The organism is Flavobacterium sp., assembly GCF_052437795.1.
Taxonomy (GTDB): domain Bacteria; phylum Bacteroidota; class Bacteroidia; order Flavobacteriales; family Flavobacteriaceae; genus Flavobacterium.
Window position 1 is genome coordinate 261,319 of the sequence record NZ_JBQVPA010000004.1, and the last position, 17,166, is coordinate 278,484.

The 17,166-nt window shown below is 42.5% G+C and carries 20 protein-coding genes and 1 other RNA gene; 9 read left to right on the top strand and 12 right to left on the bottom strand.

Annotated elements, in window-relative coordinates; translation table 11 throughout:
- Positions 1-3: 3 nt before the first annotated feature.
- Positions 4-702 (top strand): hypothetical protein, encoded by a 699-nt coding sequence (locus ACT6R0_RS14005; RefSeq protein WP_444654190.1) that lies wholly within the window; start codon positions 4-6, stop codon positions 700-702.
- A 62-nt stretch (positions 703-764) separates the two neighbouring features.
- Here ACT6R0_RS14005 and ACT6R0_RS14010 read toward each other — a convergent pair whose 3' ends face one another.
- The 3 genes from ACT6R0_RS14010 to ACT6R0_RS14020 all read right to left on the bottom strand — a co-directional run bounded on the left by ACT6R0_RS14010 (position 765) and on the right by ACT6R0_RS14020 (position 5,837).
- Positions 765-1,490 carry a hypothetical protein gene (locus tag ACT6R0_RS14010; protein WP_444654189.1) on the bottom strand — a complete coding sequence of 242 codons (726 nt, stop codon included), beginning with the start codon at positions 1,488-1,490 and terminating at the stop codon, positions 765-767.
- 134 nt (positions 1,491-1,624) lie between these two features.
- A complete protein-coding gene (locus ACT6R0_RS14015) occupies positions 1,625-4,132 on the bottom strand; it encodes a TonB-dependent receptor plug domain-containing protein (RefSeq protein ID WP_444654188.1) in 2,508 nt (835 codons plus the stop codon).
- Positions 4,116-5,837 carry a M23 family metallopeptidase gene (locus ACT6R0_RS14020; protein ID WP_444654186.1) on the bottom strand — a complete coding sequence of 574 codons (1,722 nt, stop codon included), beginning with the start codon at positions 5,835-5,837 and terminating at the stop codon, positions 4,116-4,118. The genes ACT6R0_RS14015 and ACT6R0_RS14020 overlap by 17 nt, the downstream gene beginning before the upstream one ends.
- Before the next feature lie 231 nt (positions 5,838-6,068).
- On the opposite strand from ACT6R0_RS14020, the gene ACT6R0_RS14025 reads away from it, so the two are divergent.
- The 4 genes from ACT6R0_RS14025 (at position 6,069) to rny (ending at position 8,446) form a co-directional block, all read left to right on the top strand.
- On the top strand, positions 6,069-6,359 hold the full coding sequence (locus ACT6R0_RS14025; RefSeq protein WP_444654184.1) for a hypothetical protein: 291 nt from the start codon (positions 6,069-6,071) through the stop codon (positions 6,357-6,359).
- A 2-nt stretch (positions 6,360-6,361) separates the two neighbouring features.
- The gene (locus ACT6R0_RS14030) at positions 6,362-6,655 is read left to right on the top strand and encodes a cell division protein ZapA (RefSeq protein ID WP_444654183.1); all 294 of its coding nucleotides are present in this window, start codon (positions 6,362-6,364) and stop codon (positions 6,653-6,655) included.
- 60 nt (positions 6,656-6,715) lie between these two features.
- Positions 6,716-6,821: non-coding RNA, 6S RNA (gene ssrS / locus ACT6R0_RS14035), on the top strand.
- 59 nt (positions 6,822-6,880) lie between these two features.
- Positions 6,881-8,446 (top strand): ribonuclease Y, encoded by a 1,566-nt coding sequence (gene rny, locus ACT6R0_RS14040; RefSeq protein ID WP_444654181.1) that lies wholly within the window; start codon positions 6,881-6,883, stop codon positions 8,444-8,446.
- Positions 8,447-8,517: 71 nt separating this feature from the next.
- On the opposite strand, the gene ACT6R0_RS14045 is transcribed toward rny, so the two are convergent.
- From ACT6R0_RS14045 to ACT6R0_RS14060, 4 genes are all read right to left on the bottom strand, one after another.
- Positions 8,518-11,196: a hypothetical protein gene (locus tag ACT6R0_RS14045; RefSeq protein ID WP_444654180.1), complete on the bottom strand. Its 2,679-nt coding sequence runs from the start codon at positions 11,194-11,196 to the stop codon at positions 8,518-8,520.
- A 22-nt stretch (positions 11,197-11,218) separates the two neighbouring features.
- Positions 11,219-11,944, bottom strand: a complete 726-nt coding sequence (locus tag ACT6R0_RS14050; protein ID WP_444654179.1) for a GLPGLI family protein — start codon at positions 11,942-11,944, stop codon at positions 11,219-11,221.
- Between the two features lie 47 nt (positions 11,945-11,991).
- The gene (locus tag ACT6R0_RS14055) at positions 11,992-12,303 is read right to left on the bottom strand and encodes a hypothetical protein (RefSeq protein ID WP_444654177.1); all 312 of its coding nucleotides are present in this window, start codon (positions 12,301-12,303) and stop codon (positions 11,992-11,994) included.
- Positions 12,304-12,514: 211 nt separating this feature from the next.
- Positions 12,515-12,745, bottom strand: a complete 231-nt coding sequence (locus ACT6R0_RS14060; RefSeq protein WP_444654176.1) for a hypothetical protein — start codon at positions 12,743-12,745, stop codon at positions 12,515-12,517.
- A 210-nt stretch (positions 12,746-12,955) separates the two neighbouring features.
- Here ACT6R0_RS14060 and ACT6R0_RS14065 point away from each other — a divergent pair, with 210 nt between their 5' ends.
- Positions 12,956-13,213, top strand: coding sequence for a hypothetical protein (locus tag ACT6R0_RS14065; RefSeq protein WP_444654175.1), 258 nt, complete (start codon positions 12,956-12,958; stop codon positions 13,211-13,213).
- A 76-nt stretch (positions 13,214-13,289) separates the two neighbouring features.
- Positions 13,290-13,940, top strand: a complete 651-nt coding sequence (locus ACT6R0_RS14070) for an EcsC family protein (RefSeq protein WP_444654173.1) — start codon at positions 13,290-13,292, stop codon at positions 13,938-13,940.
- On the opposite strand, the gene ACT6R0_RS14075 is transcribed toward ACT6R0_RS14070, so the two are convergent.
- A complete protein-coding gene (locus ACT6R0_RS14075) occupies positions 13,941-14,438 on the bottom strand; it encodes a DUF1648 domain-containing protein (protein ID WP_444654172.1) in 498 nt (165 codons plus the stop codon). It abuts the gene before it with no gap.
- 36 nt (positions 14,439-14,474) lie between these two features.
- On the opposite strand from ACT6R0_RS14075, the gene ACT6R0_RS14080 reads away from it, so the two are divergent.
- Positions 14,475-14,942 (top strand): NUDIX domain-containing protein, encoded by a 468-nt coding sequence (locus tag ACT6R0_RS14080; RefSeq protein ID WP_444654170.1) that lies wholly within the window; start codon positions 14,475-14,477, stop codon positions 14,940-14,942.
- Here ACT6R0_RS14080 and ACT6R0_RS14085 read toward each other — a convergent pair.
- From ACT6R0_RS14085 to ACT6R0_RS14095, 3 genes are all read right to left on the bottom strand, one after another.
- On the bottom strand, positions 14,939-15,475 hold the full coding sequence (locus ACT6R0_RS14085) for a KilA-N domain-containing protein (protein WP_444654169.1): 537 nt from the start codon (positions 15,473-15,475) through the stop codon (positions 14,939-14,941). The genes ACT6R0_RS14080 and ACT6R0_RS14085 overlap by 4 nt on opposite strands.
- Positions 15,476-15,600: 125 nt before the next feature.
- The gene (locus tag ACT6R0_RS14090) at positions 15,601-15,801 is read right to left on the bottom strand and encodes a hypothetical protein (RefSeq protein WP_444654168.1); all 201 of its coding nucleotides are present in this window, start codon (positions 15,799-15,801) and stop codon (positions 15,601-15,603) included.
- A gap of 80 nt (positions 15,802-15,881) precedes the next feature.
- The gene (locus ACT6R0_RS14095) at positions 15,882-16,175 is read right to left on the bottom strand and encodes a Bor family protein (protein ID WP_444654166.1); all 294 of its coding nucleotides are present in this window, start codon (positions 16,173-16,175) and stop codon (positions 15,882-15,884) included.
- A 179-nt stretch (positions 16,176-16,354) separates the two neighbouring features.
- On the opposite strand from ACT6R0_RS14095, the gene ACT6R0_RS14100 reads away from it, so the two are divergent.
- Complete coding sequence (locus tag ACT6R0_RS14100) at positions 16,355-16,543, top strand: hypothetical protein (RefSeq protein WP_444654165.1); 189 nt, start codon at positions 16,355-16,357, stop codon at positions 16,541-16,543.
- A 111-nt stretch (positions 16,544-16,654) separates the two neighbouring features.
- Here ACT6R0_RS14100 and ACT6R0_RS14105 read toward each other — a convergent pair whose 3' ends face one another.
- Positions 16,655-17,128 carry a hypothetical protein gene (locus ACT6R0_RS14105; RefSeq protein WP_444654164.1) on the bottom strand — a complete coding sequence of 158 codons (474 nt, stop codon included), beginning with the start codon at positions 17,126-17,128 and terminating at the stop codon, positions 16,655-16,657.
- Positions 17,129-17,166 lie beyond the last annotated feature (38 nt).

The following is a 17,166-nucleotide window of genomic DNA, read 5'->3' on the forward strand; positions in this document are numbered from 1 at the left end:
CCAATGTTTGTCCCTAATGACCAGATAACCCTGCCCGATCCTGACACCATTGTGTGGAAGTACCTCGACCTGTCCAAATTCCTGGACCTATTGTTGGGGAATCAGCTGTTCATGTCGCGGTCGGATAAATTCGAGGACCAATACGAGGGAACGTTCAGTGAGCCGACCTTTGAGGAAATGAAGCGGCTTTCTGCCGACAATCCCGACTTTCTGGATTATTACAAAAACCACCGCAAGAATGTGGTGGTGAGCAGCTGGCATATTAGCGAGCATGAGTCCTTTGCCATGTGGCAGATCTTTACAAAGAATAATGAGGGGTTAGCCATACAAAGCACCATAGGCCGTATGCAACAGGCCCTGGAACCGGAGATCCGCTATGAGCAGCACATTGGGGCTGTAAATTACATCGATTACAAAAAAGAATATATCCCGTTCGATAACGACTTTTTCCCATTCCTTTTTAAGCGGAAAAGTTTCCAGTATGAACTCGAGGTGCGGATAGTTGCCGACCTAACCAAACACAACCTTTTCATCAACGAGGGTGTAAAAACGGATGTTGATATCAACATCCTGATCGAAAAGATATACATTCACCCTAAATCAGAGAACTGGTACAAAAAGCTGGTCGTGGAACTGATGCAACGCCTGGGGTTTGACATCCCGGTGGAAAAATCGGACCTGGAGAGTGATATCCTTATTTAGTTGAGAGTTCCGGGTTGCCATACAGCACTTTAAACATTAAACTACAAACCCTGAACCCGAAACTATTTAACCGGTTCATATGCCGTAACCGCCAAATCTGGGGAAAGCAGGTCGGCGTAGTAATAATGTACAAGGTCATTTTTATCAAAAGCGCCATTTTTATTAATGTCCTCAATAGTGCGGAAATAGATGCGGTCCTTTGCTTCGATCAGGCTCCAGTCCACAAGTTCCTGCATGTCGGGCGAAAGTTTTTTAAAACCTTTCCCACTGACATCGCTAATGTATAATGACCGGATATCGTTAGCATCCACCTTACCGTCCTGATTGGTGTCGGCATCCACAAGCGTATAGACCAGCATCTGTTTTTTTGTTTTTTCGGCTACAGTGTTTAGGAAAGTAGCCGTCTGTATCTGTACATTCTTATCGGTAAGGGGTGTCATAGCCGTAGAGTCTATGTGCTGGAACTTCAGGTTCTCAAAATATCCCGTGATCTCGAAGCGGTTGTAATTGGATATCGCATAGCTCACCTGGCTGTTGGTGCGGCTGGTGCCGTAGCTTCGGTTGCTGTCCTCATAGATACTGATATCGCCCACAGGATGGATCAGATACCGTGTGCCCTCCATGTGTACGGGCAGGTCGGCCACCTTGATCTGGGTAGAGTCAACTTTTTTAGGAGCCGTGCGTTCTGCTTTTTCTTCGTAGATCACCTTGGGCTTTTCTTTTTCTTCCTTACAGCTTACGAACAGTACCGATGCAAGCGCTATGGCTATAATGGCAGCTTTTTTCATTTGAGGTCATTAGAGATATACCAAAAATAAGGAAAATGTTTCAATTATTATGTTTAGCTATGAATAAGTCCTCTACCCTGCCGTCCCTAAAAAGAGAATGAGGCGGGACGTGCTGTCCACAATCAATCATCCGCTTAGATCCTTGCCGATAATTTTAGACTGAATACCCGGCTGGTAAGGTAGTTAGGTATACCGTACTGGTTCTTGCTGTACACATCGCGCACCCAGGTATTGGTAATGGCATTCTGGTTATTGAAAAGGTTGAATATCTCCAGCCCCAACGTAAGCTCTTTGAACGGCTTTAGCCATGCCTTTTCCGATCTTATCCTTTTATCCGTTACATCCTGCAGCACATAGGAGAATCCGGCATCTGCGCGTCGATAATCATTAAGGCGGGTTTGGTATACATACGGATCGGCATACGATGGCGAACCACCCGGAAGGCCGGTATTATACACAAGGTTCAGGTACATTTTCAGGCTTGGAATGTTTGGCACATAGTCGGTAAACAGCAAGCCGAATTTCAGCCTTTGGTCGGTTGGGCGGGCGATGTATCCTTTGTTGTTGATGTTCTCCTCGGTACGCATGTAGCCAACCGTGATCCACGATTCTGTACCGGGAACGAATTCACCGTTAAGGCGCATGTCAATCCCGTAAGCATAAGCTACGGCGTTATTATCGGCACGGTAACGTAAACGCACATTTTCGAGCGTATACGTATTCACATCGTCAATATCTTTATAATATACTTCGGTTACCAGCCTGAACGGCCGCAGGGTGTCGCCCACCATCAGCTTAAAGCTGTAATCGTTGGCCAGCACCACATGTATAGAGCGCTGCGCCTTTACGTTAGGGCGCACCATACCAAGGGAATCCCTTAGCTCCCGGTAAAACGGCGGCTGGTAATAAAATCCTCCCGAAAGGCGGAAAAGCATATCGCGGTTACGGCTGGGCTTGATGGCAAATTGTGCCCTCGGGCTGATGACCATCTGGCTCTTGCCATCGATATTATCTCCGGTCACCTGCCATTGGTGCACCCTTGCACCGGCGTTCATGAAAATTTCTGAGTCACCGATAGAATCTTTATAGCTCCACTGTGCGTAGCCCGAAAGGCGGTTGATCTGCGCAAAGTTGGTAGCCCTTGTATTTTGGTACGGCACCAGCGGCCCTGTGTAGGGGCTGTACGGCTGGTCGTTGCGCACAAAGTCGGCAACCGGAGGCCTGATGGAGAAACCGGCAGAGTCGATCACCTCCCACTCCACTATGCGGTCGCGGATGTCTTCGCGGGTATATTTTGCACCCCACTCCACAAAATGTTTTTTCAGGGTATGGTAGCCTTTTAGTTCGGCATTTACGATAAGCGCGTCGAGATCGTTGCGTGCGTGGTTGAGCTGCTTCCCAACGGTAACACAATCGACACATGCGCCATAAGTATCGGAACCGATATTCGTATCTACATTACCCAATGCGTAGGCCGCCTGAATGTCGAAATATTCCTGCTCCTGCGTATGGTACATTGAGCCGATAAGCTTCAGCCTGAAGTTGTCACTAACTTTATATTCAGAAGTCAATGCCCCGAAATACGTTTTATATTCGTCTTTTTCCTGCCCGTCGTAGAATATCTGCAAAGCGATAGGGTCGTCAACGGTACCGAAATTGGTTTGCCTGTACAGCGGCTGGTAATGGTATTTATTTTGCGAAATATTGCCTATGAAACTAAAGTCCCATTTGGCATTCGGCCTGAAATTCACGATCGTCTGTACATCGGCAAATGTTGGCTTGAAATTGGTTTCCGTTTCCTGGCTGTTGACCAAAAGGCTGTTATCGCGGTAGCGGGCGCCAACGATCGCCGACCATTTATCGTCTTTAGAAACACCCTCAAGGGTTAGGCTTCCACCAAGAAAACTCGCGTCGAGCGCCGCAGCATAGCGGGTAGGCCTGCGGTATTTGATATCCAATACTGAAGACAGCTTATCACCAAAACGCGACTGGAACCCGCCTGAAGAAAAATCCACGCTCTCCACCATGTTGCTGTTGGTAAAGCTTAGGCCTTCCTGCTGCCCGGAGCGGATGAGGAACGGGCGGTAGATCTCTACATCGTTCACATAAACAAGGTTTTCATCGTAGTTGCCACCGCGTACGTTGTAAGCGGTACTCATCTCATTATTAAATGCAACGCCAAGACCAATATTCTTAATAATATTTTCTACACCGGCATTTGGACCTACCATTTTAATTATTACTTCCGGTTTGACATATGTCATGCCTTCCACCCTCCGGTCGCGTCCCTGCACTGTGATAACTACATCATCGATCTGTTCCCCACCGGAAAGTATGGAGTTGAATTCCAGCGTATCGTTCCAGTCCATTTTCACGTCATGTATCGCCGAAAGGGCAAAACTCTTATGCTCGAACCAAATGATAACCTTCCTCCCCACCGGCAGCTCCAGTTTGTAAAAACCGGTCTTATCGGTAGTCGTTTTTTTTGTCCCCTCAATATCGGCATAATAGATGCTCACACCCTCTACAGGTTTGTGATTGCCATCGATAAGTACACCGTAAATGATTGGTTTTTTCTGGGCGAAAGCAGTGGTGCCCAGCAATATGATCAGTAGCGTAAGCAGCTTATTTATCTTTTTCAACAGGAGCAGTATTTTGTGTTCTGAAAAAATGCGTTTCAAAGGTAGTGGAATTTCCAACATTATCAGTAACAACGATCTTCAAATCATTTTTCCCCTCGCCCACAATGCCATCACTGAAATTATGGAATATAACGCGTGTTTTATGATCATAGTGCATAAGCGCCCATTTTCCGTTGATAAAAGCATCAAACGTAGCGATACCCGACAGGTCGTCGCTTATCTTACACCAAAAACCATCCTTGTCAGTCAGCCACTTCCCTTCCGTAAAGCTGATATCAAAGATCTTCGGAGGGTTATTATCCTGCGCCAGCTTAAAGTTGCCCAGCTGCTTCACTTTGGCGGTAAGCCTGCCCTCTTTCATTACACTGCTGTTGTACGTCACCTTCTTTTCATTAAAACCTGCGATAAAGGTTTTCTGCAACACATCTTTAGACAAATGGCCCACATCGAACGAGACCTCCACATTTGTATGGATCGGCACCGTGGCATTGTGCAGGTACAGGATAGAATCGCGGACATTGAAGTCCATATAAAAATCTTCGTAGAACGCGTTGGCCGGGATAAAAACCGATACATTGTCCTTGGTATAATTATGATCGTTTCCTGCCTTTACGAAATAAGGCGTGATGTGCTTGGGATCGGCTACCTGCGCCGGGTTTCCTGAATATTCTATACTTCCGTTCACCACAGTTTTATTTCCGTGGAAATCGGCCACTTCTATCCGGTAATTCTTAATGGTGTCGGGCACGATACTGAACTGTCCGTTCGACGGATTGCCCTTCAGTACAGAAAAAGGATACGGCGTTTTGACGAACAATTTCTGGTACCGCTGGCCGGTGGAATAGTAGCGCGGATAATCGATAAAGTTGTTAATGTAGCGTGATTCGTCGAACGCAAAAGTATTGAATGCATAATTAAAATATGGTGATCCGTTGAAGAACGTCTGGACCTTAAAAATACCATTGTTGCCGGTACTTCCGGTAGACTTATCGGATGTTGCGATAGAAAAGCCGACCTTTCCTTTTGCTGCGATCTTATCGGCAATGTAGGTACCGTCCTTTTGGAGATTCAGGTTAATGATGAATGGCTTTTTTGATTCATTTACCACCGCATCGTCACTAAGCGGATATGCAATGAGGCCCTGTATCGTTGGCGCTTTGGTATCCTTCATCTTTTTGTCGAGGCCAAAAAGCAGCGGGTTGATGATCATTTCGGTCTTGGTGTCACGGTACTCAAAATGCAGGTGTGGCCCGCCCGACCCTCCGGAATTCCCCGAAAGGGCTACGAGTTCACCCTTAGTCACCATTAGTTCGCCGGGCTTCAAAAACAGGTCGACATCGAACGACTGCTTTTCGTATTGCTTTGCACGCACGTACTCCTCGATCTTTGGGGCATATTTCTGCAAATGGCCATAGAGCGTCGTAAAGCCATTGGGGTGGTCGATGTATAAAGCAGTGCCGTAACCATAGCTGGAAACGCGCAAACGCGATACATAGCCTTCGGCGGCGGCATATACAGGCAATCCCTCTTTTTGGTTGGTACGATAATCAAGGCCCGCGTGAAAGTGGTTGGTGCGCAGCTCGCCAAACGTTCCTGAGGCATGCAGCGGGAGGTTCATGGGCGATATGAAATAATCCTGCGGATAGGTGGTTTGCTGGGCCACGGCAGCCGTAGCAGATAGTAATAGTAAGAAAAATGATCTCATGGGACTAAAATAGGAAAAACAGACAAATGGGCAACAGGCTTTAGCTTATTCTTATAAAAAGTTAGTTGTTTTTAAGCCTGAAAAAAAAGATCCCGCACTACCATCCTTAACCCCGGCGAATAACATATTACTACAGGGAAATTAATTAAAATTGATAATTTTTCACGAAACAGTTGTTTCTAATTAAAGGAATATTAACTTTGTAAGATCAAGCAATGAAACGTGACTGTAATGAGCGGATTAGCCCAAATTGTTGATTCCCTTGAAAGTAAACTGGAGAAGCTGGCCCAAAAAATGGACAGGCTGCAACAGGAGAACAGGGAGCTGCATAATGGGATATCACGATCTGAAGCAGTCGCAAGGAAGCAAAATGAGGATATAGTGCTGCTGAAACAGCAGAACGAATCCCTGAGGATGGCCAATTCATTGCTGGGCAGTGACGACAATAAAAGAGAAACGAAACTCAAGATAAATTCATTGATCCGCGAAATTGATCATTGCATAGCACAACTTTCTGATTAAGGATGGACGACAAGCTAAAGATCAAAATATCTATCGCCGACAGGGTCTACCCGCTTACGGTAAATCCCGCGCAGGAAGAGGGCCTGAGAAGCGCTTCCAAAAAGATCGACGCGATGATAAAGCAGTTCGAGGAGAACTATGCGGTACGCGACAAGCAGGATGTACTGGCCATGTGCGCCTTACAGTTTGCCGCGCAGGTAGAGCAGAAGCAGATAGATAAGTCGGCCGACTTTGATGAAGCTTTTGCGAAGCTGAAGGACATGGATGAAAAAATTGACGGAATTCTCTTTAAATAAACAAATTACGTTCTTTACATACGTCAACAATACTGCCTACATTAGTACCTTATTTGATAAACTCAACGCCAATTTCTTAAAATGGGCGAATCGCCGCTACTATAGCATGCTGCCCTGAGCAGATCCTTGAACAGCGGGTTAGCTCAAAACTTGTCTATTCGAGTTTATACAATACCTCACTGATGTAGGCTTTTTTATTTTTAAAAATTAAACCAAACTAAACCAATGGATAGTACTTTAATGATAATCATCGGGGCCATCATAGGGCTCGCTGCCGGCTTCGGGATAGCGAAGTTCCTCGAAAAGAAAAATGTTTCGAACCTGGTCCGCAATGCCAAAAAAGAGGCAGCCGGAATACTGAAAGATGCCAATGTACAGGCAGACAATATGAAAAAGGACAAGCTCCTGCAGGCAAAGGAAAAATTCCTTGAGCTAAAGGCCGAGCACGAGCAGGTGATCCTTGGGAAAGATAAGAAGATAGCCGAGGCCGAAAAGCGTACTCGCGATAAAGAATCACAAGTATCAGGAGAACTGGCAAGGGCTAAAAAAGCTGCAGACGATGCAGAGGCAAAAATTGCAGATTACAATACACGCATCGAATTCCTTGACAAAAAACAGCAGGAGATCGACCGCCTTCACAAGAGCCAGGTCACACAGCTTGAAGTGATCTCAGGCCTTTCTGCAGAAGATGCCAAGAACCAACTGGTAGAAAGCCTTAAAGCGGAGGCCAAGACCAGTGCGATGTCTCACATCCAGGATACTATTGAAGAAGCTAAGCTTACCGCGCAGCAGGAAGCCAAGAAGATCATAATCAGTACCATCCAGCGTGTTGGTACAGAGGAAGCAGTAGAGAATTGCGTATCGGTATTTAACATTGAGTCAGATGACGTGAAAGGCCGCATCATTGGCCGTGAGGGACGTAACATCCGTGCGCTTGAAGCCGCTACCGGAGTTGAGATCATTGTGGATGACACGCCTGAAGCTATTATACTTTCGTGCTTTGACCCTGTACGCAGGGAGGTAGCGCGCCTTTCGCTCCACAAGCTTGTGACCGACGGAAGGATACACCCGGCACGTATCGAAGAGGTGGTAGCAAAAACTACTAAACAAATCGAAGAAGAAATAATTGAAGTTGGTAAGCGTACTGTTATCGACCTTGGCATACATGGACTTCACCCGGAACTTATCAAGACAGTGGGCAGGATGAAATACCGCTCATCATATGGGCAAAACCTGCTACAGCACTCGCGTGAAGTATCTAAGCTTTGCGGCCTTATGGCTGCTGAACTTGGACTTAATGTGAAACTTGCCAAGCGTGCGGGACTACTTCACGATATTGGTAAAGTGCCGGATGCTGAAAGCGACCTGCCGCACGCATTGCTTGGTATGCAGTGGGCCGAGAAATACGGCGAAAAGGAAGAGGTTTGCAACGCCATTGGTGCTCACCATGACGAGATAGAAATGAAATCCCTCCTATCTCCTATTGTTCAGGTTTGTGATGCCATATCTGGCGCAAGGCCGGGTGCAAGGAGACAGGTGCTTGACTCCTACATACAGCGCCTTAAAGACCTTGAGGACATTGCTTACGGATTCCAGGGCGTTAAAAGCGCCTATGCTATCCAGGCAGGCCGCGAGCTTCGCGTGATCGTAGAAAGCGAAAAAGTAAGTGATGAGATGGCAGCAGGACTATCGTTTGAAATATCGCACAAGATACAAACCGAAATGACCTACCCGGGCCAGGTGAAAATCACCGTGATCAGGGAGACCAGGGCAGTGAATATTGCAAAATAGGTTCTTAGATAATAGACTGTTAGATAATAGACAAAAAGCTTCCGCGAAAACGGAAGCTTTTTTTGCATTGTTTAAAAAGTAAAGCCAATCTTTAACAATAGAAAGCGTTGAATTAAATTATGTGATGACAATGACCTTGCATAATCAGAAACCAAAACGGTTGAAAACTCCTTGTTATTTGTAAGATTCCTTCCGATTAAAGAGTATTCTAACTTTTTGCTCTTCGATATCAATCTCAACTCTGAATCCAAAAACCAGTAGTTATACCCCAATGATGTATCGGGTGAAATATAATTTAAATTAGCGCTAGCTTTTAAATTATGCCTGATCTTAAGGATTGCCTTAAATGAATTTGTCAAGGTTGTATAATTGTTTTTAGAAAAACCTTCAGCATAGGATGATATGTACATTACAGAGACCTTGTTTTCAAAATTCAAAAAACCTTGAAAACCCGTCCTTCCTGTAAGATCCGAAAAAATAACCCGGGTTTCAATATCACGTAAATCAGACTCATTTACTATATTTTTATTTTGCGCTATAGAGAAATTGGCATTCATTTGCCAGGTAGTCCTCATGAAATGCGTATACTTTTCAGCATTAATATTTAACCCATAATCCCTCGTTGATGCATCAAGTAAAAAATTTGTGATCGTTGATACATAAGGGTCGATTACAGTCTTAAAAGAATAATTGTTGTCTCTAACAGTATGACTGAGAAGTACATTAAAGCTGCTCAACTTATAAAAATCATTGAATCTGTAGCCCAATGCATAACTTTGCGTCTTTAAAAACCTGATATCTATCTGGTTATTGATGAAATTTCTATAATTTGTCATTACAATGCCTTCAAACATATTCTCCTCTCTTGGAGCTGTCTGATTGTATGTATAAGATGCTGTCAATACAGACTTTTTACTAAACTTATATTTAAAATTAAGTGAGGGTACAAATATTAGTTCCCTTTCAAAGATCTTATCTGTTGATGCCTTATCTTCCCGCGCAAAATTAAAATACTGTGCCGATACAGAAGCCCCCGCATAAAAGTTGTTTTGGGAGTACCCAAAACCTGAAGCTATATAGGGAACACTAACTTTATATACGATATCATTGTTGAAATTTTGATACTCAATTATTTCGTTATCCCCATTTATTCCCGACAATCCTGAATTAAACCCTGTCCTGCTTTGCCTATAACCGGCTCCAAATTGAAAACGCGTGTTTTGTTTTAAATTAACATAGTATTCTGCATCTATCGTTAGATATTCTTTTTCAAATTTACTCGATTGATCGCTCTCAATAATATCTGACTGCCCGTTCAATATTACTCCCGGAATAAGCATAAAATGTTGTGGCGATCTGCTTCTTGAGTATTGCCCACTGGTCACAAACGCAGTTTTTTCGTTGATTCGTTTTGTAAAATTCAGGTTATGCTTCGTGAAAAAATTAGCAGTATTTACAACGTTTGATTGCAAAAGCTCGTTGTTTATAGAATTACTGAAATAATTAATATCCTCATAATTCAACTTTCCGATATACTCTAAACTTTGGCTCTCCGACAGTTTATGCAATACCTGCCAGTTGACATTATAAAGCCTGGGCTCTTTATTTATCTTTTCGACTTCATTAACCACAAAGCTTTCTTCATTTACGGAATATTCAGACCGGCTGATATTCGTTCTTTTTAACCTGTCGTCATAAAATCCAGCACCTACCCTAACTTTCGTATTACCCGAGAGCTTATATAAAAAATTAGAATTTATGTATAAGTTATCATTGATCCTGTGATACTTATCTTCCAGTTCAGAATAAAAATTCCCTTGCTGCAATAATTGTGGAGACAATAGTCTTTTATCGGCATTTTGGCCTACCGAAACAATCTCCGAACTGAAGTCATACGGAGTAGGGTTATCCCCTATATTATTATATGAAGCGATGCCAAAACCCTTAATTCGCTTGTTGATGACCAATCCTGTCACTGACATATCATATTTGTCACTAATGCCATATCCCAATTCCGCATTTCCTGAAAAATCTGTTTTCCCTTTTTTCAGCACAATGTTCAATGCTGCATCTTCGCTGTCGACCACATCTTTTAACAGCTGATTATCTATATAGTTTTCTACAGCCTGAACCTGATCTACCATGTCGACACTGATATTACGGCTGCCAATAGTGTATTCTGAGTCAAAAAGGTCATCGCCATCCAAAAGGAATTTCTTTATGCTTTTGCCTTTGTATTTAATTTCTCCATTTTCACCTACTTTCATCCCCGGCAATTTTTTAATGAGGTCTTCAATCACACGCTCAGTCCCATCTTTAAATGCGTTCGGATCATAGGTAACTGTATCGTTCCTAACCACAACCGGCTGATTGTGATCAATAATAACTTCTTTAAGCTCGGTGGTCCTTTCTTCAAGATTAAAATCAATGGTATGTTTCCTGCTATTCTGTACATTGAACAGAAATTTTTGCTGTGGCTCATAGTCTATAGTAGAAACATGGACAATGATAGAATCCAAAGAAGATTTGAGGCTAATTTCATAATATCCGTCGGTATTTGTCGTGGTAAATTGAAAAATTAAATTTGGCGCGCTGATCTTTCTGACACTAACAAATACGTTTTCAATTTTTTCTCCATTACTACCATACACAGTCCCTCCAACTGCCTGCGCCGTACAAATAGTTTGAACAAGCAAAATGAAAAAAAAACAAGGTAAAACATATTTTACCTTGGCAAATTTTAAATCCATTAATAATATTGTAAGATAGAAATTATTTGTCTATAAAATATTCGATACTTCTGTTTGGAATTGCAATTTGGGTGTCAGGGCTAGGTCTGTAAGAAATTGTTGCTTCAAAATAGGCCTTATAAATAGTTTTAAATTCTTCCCAAGAAATTGTTTCTCTTTTTTCATCAAAAGGAAAAGCAATTTCTTCTGCGGTTCTTTTCACCTCTTTAGCTTTAATACTAACTGTGTTATCATCTGAAATAACTTCAAGAATCAGGCCTGGCAATCCGTCAAATTTAAAAGGACCATTACTATAGGGTAATTCAGTTGTAAAATACACTTTATAAGTACGCCCACGGAATTTACCCACGGCTTCCTGAGCTAAGTAACCTAAAATTTTTTTTTGATTTTCATTAATTTCCCAATCAATTTGATAAGTATCATCTTTTATCAACTGCGGATTGTTTCTTAACCCGCCCCTATCTTCTTCGTAATAAATAGTGTTCTTATGAATATCCTTATAAAAAAGCATTTTATAATCACTTGAAGAGCTGCTAACAGAGCCTAGACGATCGCTGGGAACAACAGTATCCTTCGAAACTATAGTATATATACCAGCGCTTTCACTCGTAACAAGTGTTGCATTGTCAAAATAATAATTTCCATAGTCATCGTTTTCATCCAAGAAAAAACTATCATATCTTATAGTCAATGTTTGGGAAATTGAAATATTAGTAATGAAACTTACTAAAAGAAGAATTTTTTTCATAGAAATTTAGAAAAACTCCCCCTAAGGAGGGGGAGGTAATTAAAATTTTACGGAGTTGGCTGCTCAATAGTGTTATTCTTTTTTACTGTCAATGTATATGCCCTTTCTTTAGCCGCATCAGCATCAGCTTGAGCTAACTCACATGCACGCCCTTTTGCGATCTCCTGATCTTTATGGGTATAACATCTCGTGGAAGTCCACTTTTCACTTCCTTGCTTGGCCTCTCGCGTACAGCATTGCTCAATCGGCAGTGCTTCCTTGCTGTCAGATTTCCTTTTCTCTACATTTTTGTTATTGTTTGCAAAACTTGTGGCTACCATTGCTAAGCAAGTTATACCACTTAGTAAAATTTGTTTCATAAATTTAATATATTGGTTATAGGAGCTAAAATAAAAAAAAATATAAATAGGAAATTAATTTTATTGTAAAATTTATATGAAATTACGAAAATAATTAAATGATAAATAATAAAAAATGAAAAATAATCAATATATAATTACCAAACTACATTATATGCAAAAAAAACTTCCGCGAAAACGGAAGCTTTTTTTACATATAATATAGAGAAGCTTATGAATGCTGTAAATCCAGCGCTTCATAAGCCTGATTGCTTTCGATCTCCGGCATTTCGACATAGCGTACGGCAAATATCGATCTCACGATCAAGGCAATGAACGTTATGCAAAGCGCCATTACAACTAAATGTACTATCACTATGGCAAAGCTGTTGTTACCTGCAGAAAGGTTAAAGCCCGATACGGCCAAAAGTGCAAAGGTGGGTAATAGCAGTAATAGTCTCATGGCATATTCCTTTTTGATTACGCATGCAAGTTCCGTTTTTACAATCTTAAATTTTGCCAACCGATCGCTAATAATTACTTAATTTTTAATAGATCATAAAATAGTAATTTTGCATGGCAGGAAACCGGATACTACAGCCCGCCCAAGTCCGTTTGTATAGAAAGCCCGTATATCTTGGCAAAATGACCCGGAAATCGTAAATTTATCGGTATGAAGCTGAATGAGTACAAGCAATTGAGTGAAGAGGAACAGTACCGTATCCTGTGGGATGAGGGTGTACTCATTGATGCCTGCCTGGAAGGCGAAGTAAAAAAACTGCTCTATGCTGTCCATAATTTTTATGTTGAATTATGGAGCCATTCCATGACCAATAAGATACTGTGGAGGCTCAGCTTTAAGCAGGGAAAATTGTTGGAAAAATACCTGAACAAATATCCTGACATACTGAACATCAGTCCGAAAAAATAACACTGAGAGTAATTTTAATAGCTCTTTGGCACTCCCCTGCTTTGTTAATGAATACCTTTAGGTTAAAATAAAGGCCATGGACCTCCACCAGATCATCCTGAAAGTAATGCCTGCGTTCGCAGATATCCGCAAGGACATCGAAATGCTAAAGCAGAAAGAACCCGGTAAGTCACCAGATGAGTTGTCGCGGCTGTACAGCAAAGATATACGGAAAAAATACACCTCTGTAGGAGTAGCAACAGCCCTGCCGGGTATATTTCCCGGGATAGGGACGGCCGCCCAGATAGCAATGGAAGCGGGCGCAGTATCGGCCGACATTGCCCTGATGCTCCGTTGGATGGCAGCGCTATGCTATGGCACGGGACTGATCTACGGCAAGGATACGGAACAGGATTTCGAAGACGACTTCACACTGGTGCTGGGTATCTGGGCGGGAGTTGTGCTTCCCGAAAAAACGGCAGCTGCCAAAGGTGAAAAGATTGGCGTTAAACATTTCGACAAGCACATAACCGACAGGATACGCAATCGCATGAACCAAAAGATAGGACGTAAACTCATCACTAAATATGGTTCAAAACGCGGTGGCGCGGTGTTGGGCAGGCTCGTACCGTTTGGTGTAGGTGCCGTGGTAGGCGGAGCATTTAATTATTTTACCATAGATCGTTTCGGTAAGGTAGCAGATGGTTACTTCAGGAATGAAAATGGTGGCTATTTTGTGCCGGAGTAGTTATTTATTCCCGAAAGCTTTTGATATGAAATACAGCATCGGGATAAAGATCACCGCGAGAACAAAAATAATGAAGTAGCTGCCCAAACCTTCCTGCTTACCCAACGCAACCCTGTAGCTGCCGTATTCGATAGTGCAGAATACAACCAGCACACTTAGCTTGATGGCACGCATCATGCGAACCGAAATACGGTATTGCTTTTCGGCATTCTCCGGAGTAATGGCAACCGGATAATTGAATATGTGAGGCCTAGTACTGAGTACGGTCAGCATGAAATACAGCAATGTCCCTATCACAGGTAGCAGGAAGAGCGTGTTCTTATCACCATAACCGTCGGGATCGCCCACACCATTAAAATGGATAGGTATCGTTTCCGGCAGGTTGGCATAACCAAATACAAGCATGGTCCACAGCACTGCCACCAATACTATCGCCATTGCTTCAAGGATCTTATCCGTTAGTGTCGCATGTATTTTGATGACCGGCCTTTCCTCCATAATGATGCATTTTTGTAAATATAATATCTTTAAGCTATGAAACAAAGCGCGGGCATACTGCTCTATCGAAATACAGAAGGCGAAACTCAATTTTTTCTTGTGCATCCGGGTGGGCCTTTCTTTACCAAAAAGAATGAAGGATGGTGGACCATCCCCAAAGGAGAACTCAATGTAAATGAAGCTCCGCTGGATGCCGCAGTACGTGAATTTGAAGAGGAGACCGGATATCAGCCCCAAGCCCCATTTATAGAACTACAGCCAATCACTCAAAAAGGCGGGAAGAAGGTAATGTGCTGGGCCGCAACGGGAGACCTCGACCCTGAAACCATTACCTGCAACACTTTTGAAATGGAATGGCCTCCAAGATCCGGCCGCAGGGCCACTTATGCTGAAGTCGACAAGGCCGGATGGTTTGCTTTCGCAGATGCAAAGATCCTGATCAATGAAAGGCAGGCGGCATTCCTTGACGAACTTGTTGCCATACTTAACGAATCGTCATTTTAATTCTCATCGAACATATCAAAAAGATTTTTGATCTCCCTTTCCTGGTGAACTATCGCGATCCTCTTTTCATTGGTCAGCTTTTTGAGCCTCCTATGACTTTCAATGATCTGGATAGCGAGTTCATTTTGATCGGAAACCGCCTTTTTGCATAAATTGTTAAAACGCAGCTTTTCTGCCTGTTGTGCATTGAGCGCCTTTAGGTGGTTGTCATAATGCGAAAACCGGAGCGTCTCGATCGTATCGTACACCCAAAGCTCAAACTCCGGATCCAGCCAGGACGCGAACTTAATGGCCAGTTTCCGGTTCATCCAGACCTCAACCAGATCCCTGCCTACCTCACGCCTGAAGCTTGCTGCGCCTAACTTTGCTTCCAATGCTTTTATAAATTCGAGCGTGTGGATGTCAGACAGGAACTCCTCGGGGTCTTTTCCAAATATATCGGCCATTTCAGTGGCATTGACAGTTACATCTTCGCTATTATTAATAAGGAAATGTATCTCTGTCTCCTGATAAATAAACTCTAATGTCTTCATAACTATATCGCTTTGCAATTCGAGTGCAATATAATATTTTATTCTTATATTAGAAGAAATAAATCTTATGATTTTATAAATAAAAAGCCAACCTTATGGCTGGCTTGATCGATATGCTAAAGTTCTTAAATTTGTTTATTTCCATAAGCCCTTCCGAGCATGAAGAAAGCAAGGGAAACAAAAATGCCAAATAGTACGATCTGTCCGCTAAGATAGCCCCAGCCATATTGGGTAAGGCGCTCGGCATCGTTGATCACGATGTCGATGATGTTGATCAGGAATACTACCGACAGGGTAATTGCGATATAAAAAACTGATTTTTTCATAAAATTGAAGATTTAGCAGCCACCTGCTATTTTCGGCTTCATTGCATTTCGCTCAAAATGACAGGTGACCGCTGTTTTACTTACTTGATCACAGTTGTCGTTGTTGGCGTATAAAGCCCGAAAGTAAGCCCGGATACCAGACCTGTAATAAAACTGTGTTTGGTGGTTACTGTGTAGTCCTGCGTACCGTCAGCCATTTCTTTAGCGTCTGATACATCTACCGGTGCAAGACCGAATACTACGTAATGGTTCCACTTTTTAACTTCCTGATGTCCCTGCGCACCTTTTCCGACAACGGTTGTGTACGAATAGCACGATGTTAGCATTAAACCCGCGGCAAATGCTGCCGCTCCCATTTTGATGGTCCTTTTCATTTTGATGTTTGATTTGATTGATGACATACTATTGGATCTATATCCGGTGTAGTAGACGCAATTACAAAACAAATGTTACAGCGATCGTTAATTTTTTTTCTATACTTAAAAATTAATAGATGCACTTTTATAGCCTGAGCCGTTTATTAATGCGTACTTTTACATTTAAACATCTTATAATGAAAAAGTTCAGCATAAATGACGAAGTATATGAAGCAGGAAAGTTCGGACTACGGGTACCCCTATTCGTCTGGAGGATAAACCATGGAAATAATGGTTCCATAAGCTATACCTGTTCTGCATCCAAAGGCAGGGATGAGCATGATTACACTACAAAGCAGATCTATTATCTGGCGGAGTTGTATTGATGACCTATAACCGGGAAACAGGTTCTAATTTCAACACCGTCCTGCTTTTATGATCTTCTAAAAGCAAATGCAATTCATTTTTAATTACATCAACGCTGTCAATAATCGCTCCTACAGGATAACCATCCTTCTGCTGTTCATGATCGTTTCAGTCCGTCTTAGAGGATGCTTAAATTTTACAGGGGATATCCGAAACGCTTTAGCATTAAAGTAGAACAGCTTTTGTAATTCCATGTCATACATAAAGACAGAATCCCTCGGGATCAATGATACGGAAGACCATATATTAGGTTTTTTATTGACGGTGGTGAAAAAATACCTGCCCCTGAATATTTCGTCCAGATAATAGTGGTCAGTTGCATCACCATTGAAAAATTCTTTATCGTTGTGCTTTAAAATAAACCTGCGCCCAACACTCACCTTTGACAAAGAATATCTTTTATCTACAGATACATCCCTGTTAGCCGTGTCATTTTCAAACTGGGGATCATCCAGCACAAAAATTGCCGGATTATCGGCTATCTTATATTTTGGTGTGCAGGCTACCACCAATAAAGAAAACAAGGCGATGTATATGTTTTTCATATTCAGCTGTCAGGACTTTTTCAATAGTAGCTAAAGTA

What these genes read in the sequence shown, in the direction of transcription:
- ACT6R0_RS14005 (WP_444654190.1), top strand. Translation starts at nt 4, where the DNA reads ATGTTTGTCCCTAATGACCAGATAACCCTGCCCGATCCTGACACCATT.
- ACT6R0_RS14010 (WP_444654189.1), bottom strand. Translation starts at nt 1,490, where the DNA reads ATGAAAAAAGCTGCCATTATAGCCATAGCGCTTGCATCGGTACTGTTC.
- ACT6R0_RS14020 (WP_444654186.1), bottom strand. Translation starts at nt 5,837, where the DNA reads ATGAGATCATTTTTCTTACTATTACTATCTGCTACGGCTGCCGTGGCC.
- ACT6R0_RS14025 (WP_444654184.1), top strand. Translation starts at nt 6,069, where the DNA reads ATGAGCGGATTAGCCCAAATTGTTGATTCCCTTGAAAGTAAACTGGAG.
- ACT6R0_RS14030 (WP_444654183.1), top strand. Translation starts at nt 6,362, where the DNA reads ATGGACGACAAGCTAAAGATCAAAATATCTATCGCCGACAGGGTCTAC.
- rny (WP_444654181.1), top strand. Translation starts at nt 6,881, where the DNA reads ATGGATAGTACTTTAATGATAATCATCGGGGCCATCATAGGGCTCGCT.
- ACT6R0_RS14045 (WP_444654180.1), bottom strand. Translation starts at nt 11,196, where the DNA reads ATGGATTTAAAATTTGCCAAGGTAAAATATGTTTTACCTTGTTTTTTT.
- ACT6R0_RS14050 (WP_444654179.1), bottom strand. Translation starts at nt 11,944, where the DNA reads ATGAAAAAAATTCTTCTTTTAGTAAGTTTCATTACTAATATTTCAATT.
- ACT6R0_RS14055 (WP_444654177.1), bottom strand. Translation starts at nt 12,303, where the DNA reads ATGAAACAAATTTTACTAAGTGGTATAACTTGCTTAGCAATGGTAGCC.
- ACT6R0_RS14060 (WP_444654176.1), bottom strand. Translation starts at nt 12,745, where the DNA reads ATGAGACTATTACTGCTATTACCCACCTTTGCACTTTTGGCCGTATCG.
- ACT6R0_RS14065 (WP_444654175.1), top strand. Translation starts at nt 12,956, where the DNA reads ATGAAGCTGAATGAGTACAAGCAATTGAGTGAAGAGGAACAGTACCGT.
- ACT6R0_RS14070 (WP_444654173.1), top strand. Translation starts at nt 13,290, where the DNA reads ATGGACCTCCACCAGATCATCCTGAAAGTAATGCCTGCGTTCGCAGAT.
- ACT6R0_RS14075 (WP_444654172.1), bottom strand. Translation starts at nt 14,438, where the DNA reads ATGGAGGAAAGGCCGGTCATCAAAATACATGCGACACTAACGGATAAG.
- ACT6R0_RS14080 (WP_444654170.1), top strand. Translation starts at nt 14,475, where the DNA reads ATGAAACAAAGCGCGGGCATACTGCTCTATCGAAATACAGAAGGCGAA.
- ACT6R0_RS14085 (WP_444654169.1), bottom strand. Translation starts at nt 15,475, where the DNA reads ATGAAGACATTAGAGTTTATTTATCAGGAGACAGAGATACATTTCCTT.
- ACT6R0_RS14090 (WP_444654168.1), bottom strand. Translation starts at nt 15,801, where the DNA reads ATGAAAAAATCAGTTTTTTATATCGCAATTACCCTGTCGGTAGTATTC.
- ACT6R0_RS14095 (WP_444654166.1), bottom strand. Translation starts at nt 16,175, where the DNA reads ATGAAAAGGACCATCAAAATGGGAGCGGCAGCATTTGCCGCGGGTTTA.
- ACT6R0_RS14100 (WP_444654165.1), top strand. Translation starts at nt 16,355, where the DNA reads ATGAAAAAGTTCAGCATAAATGACGAAGTATATGAAGCAGGAAAGTTC.
- ACT6R0_RS14105 (WP_444654164.1), bottom strand. Translation starts at nt 17,128, where the DNA reads ATGAAAAACATATACATCGCCTTGTTTTCTTTATTGGTGGTAGCCTGC.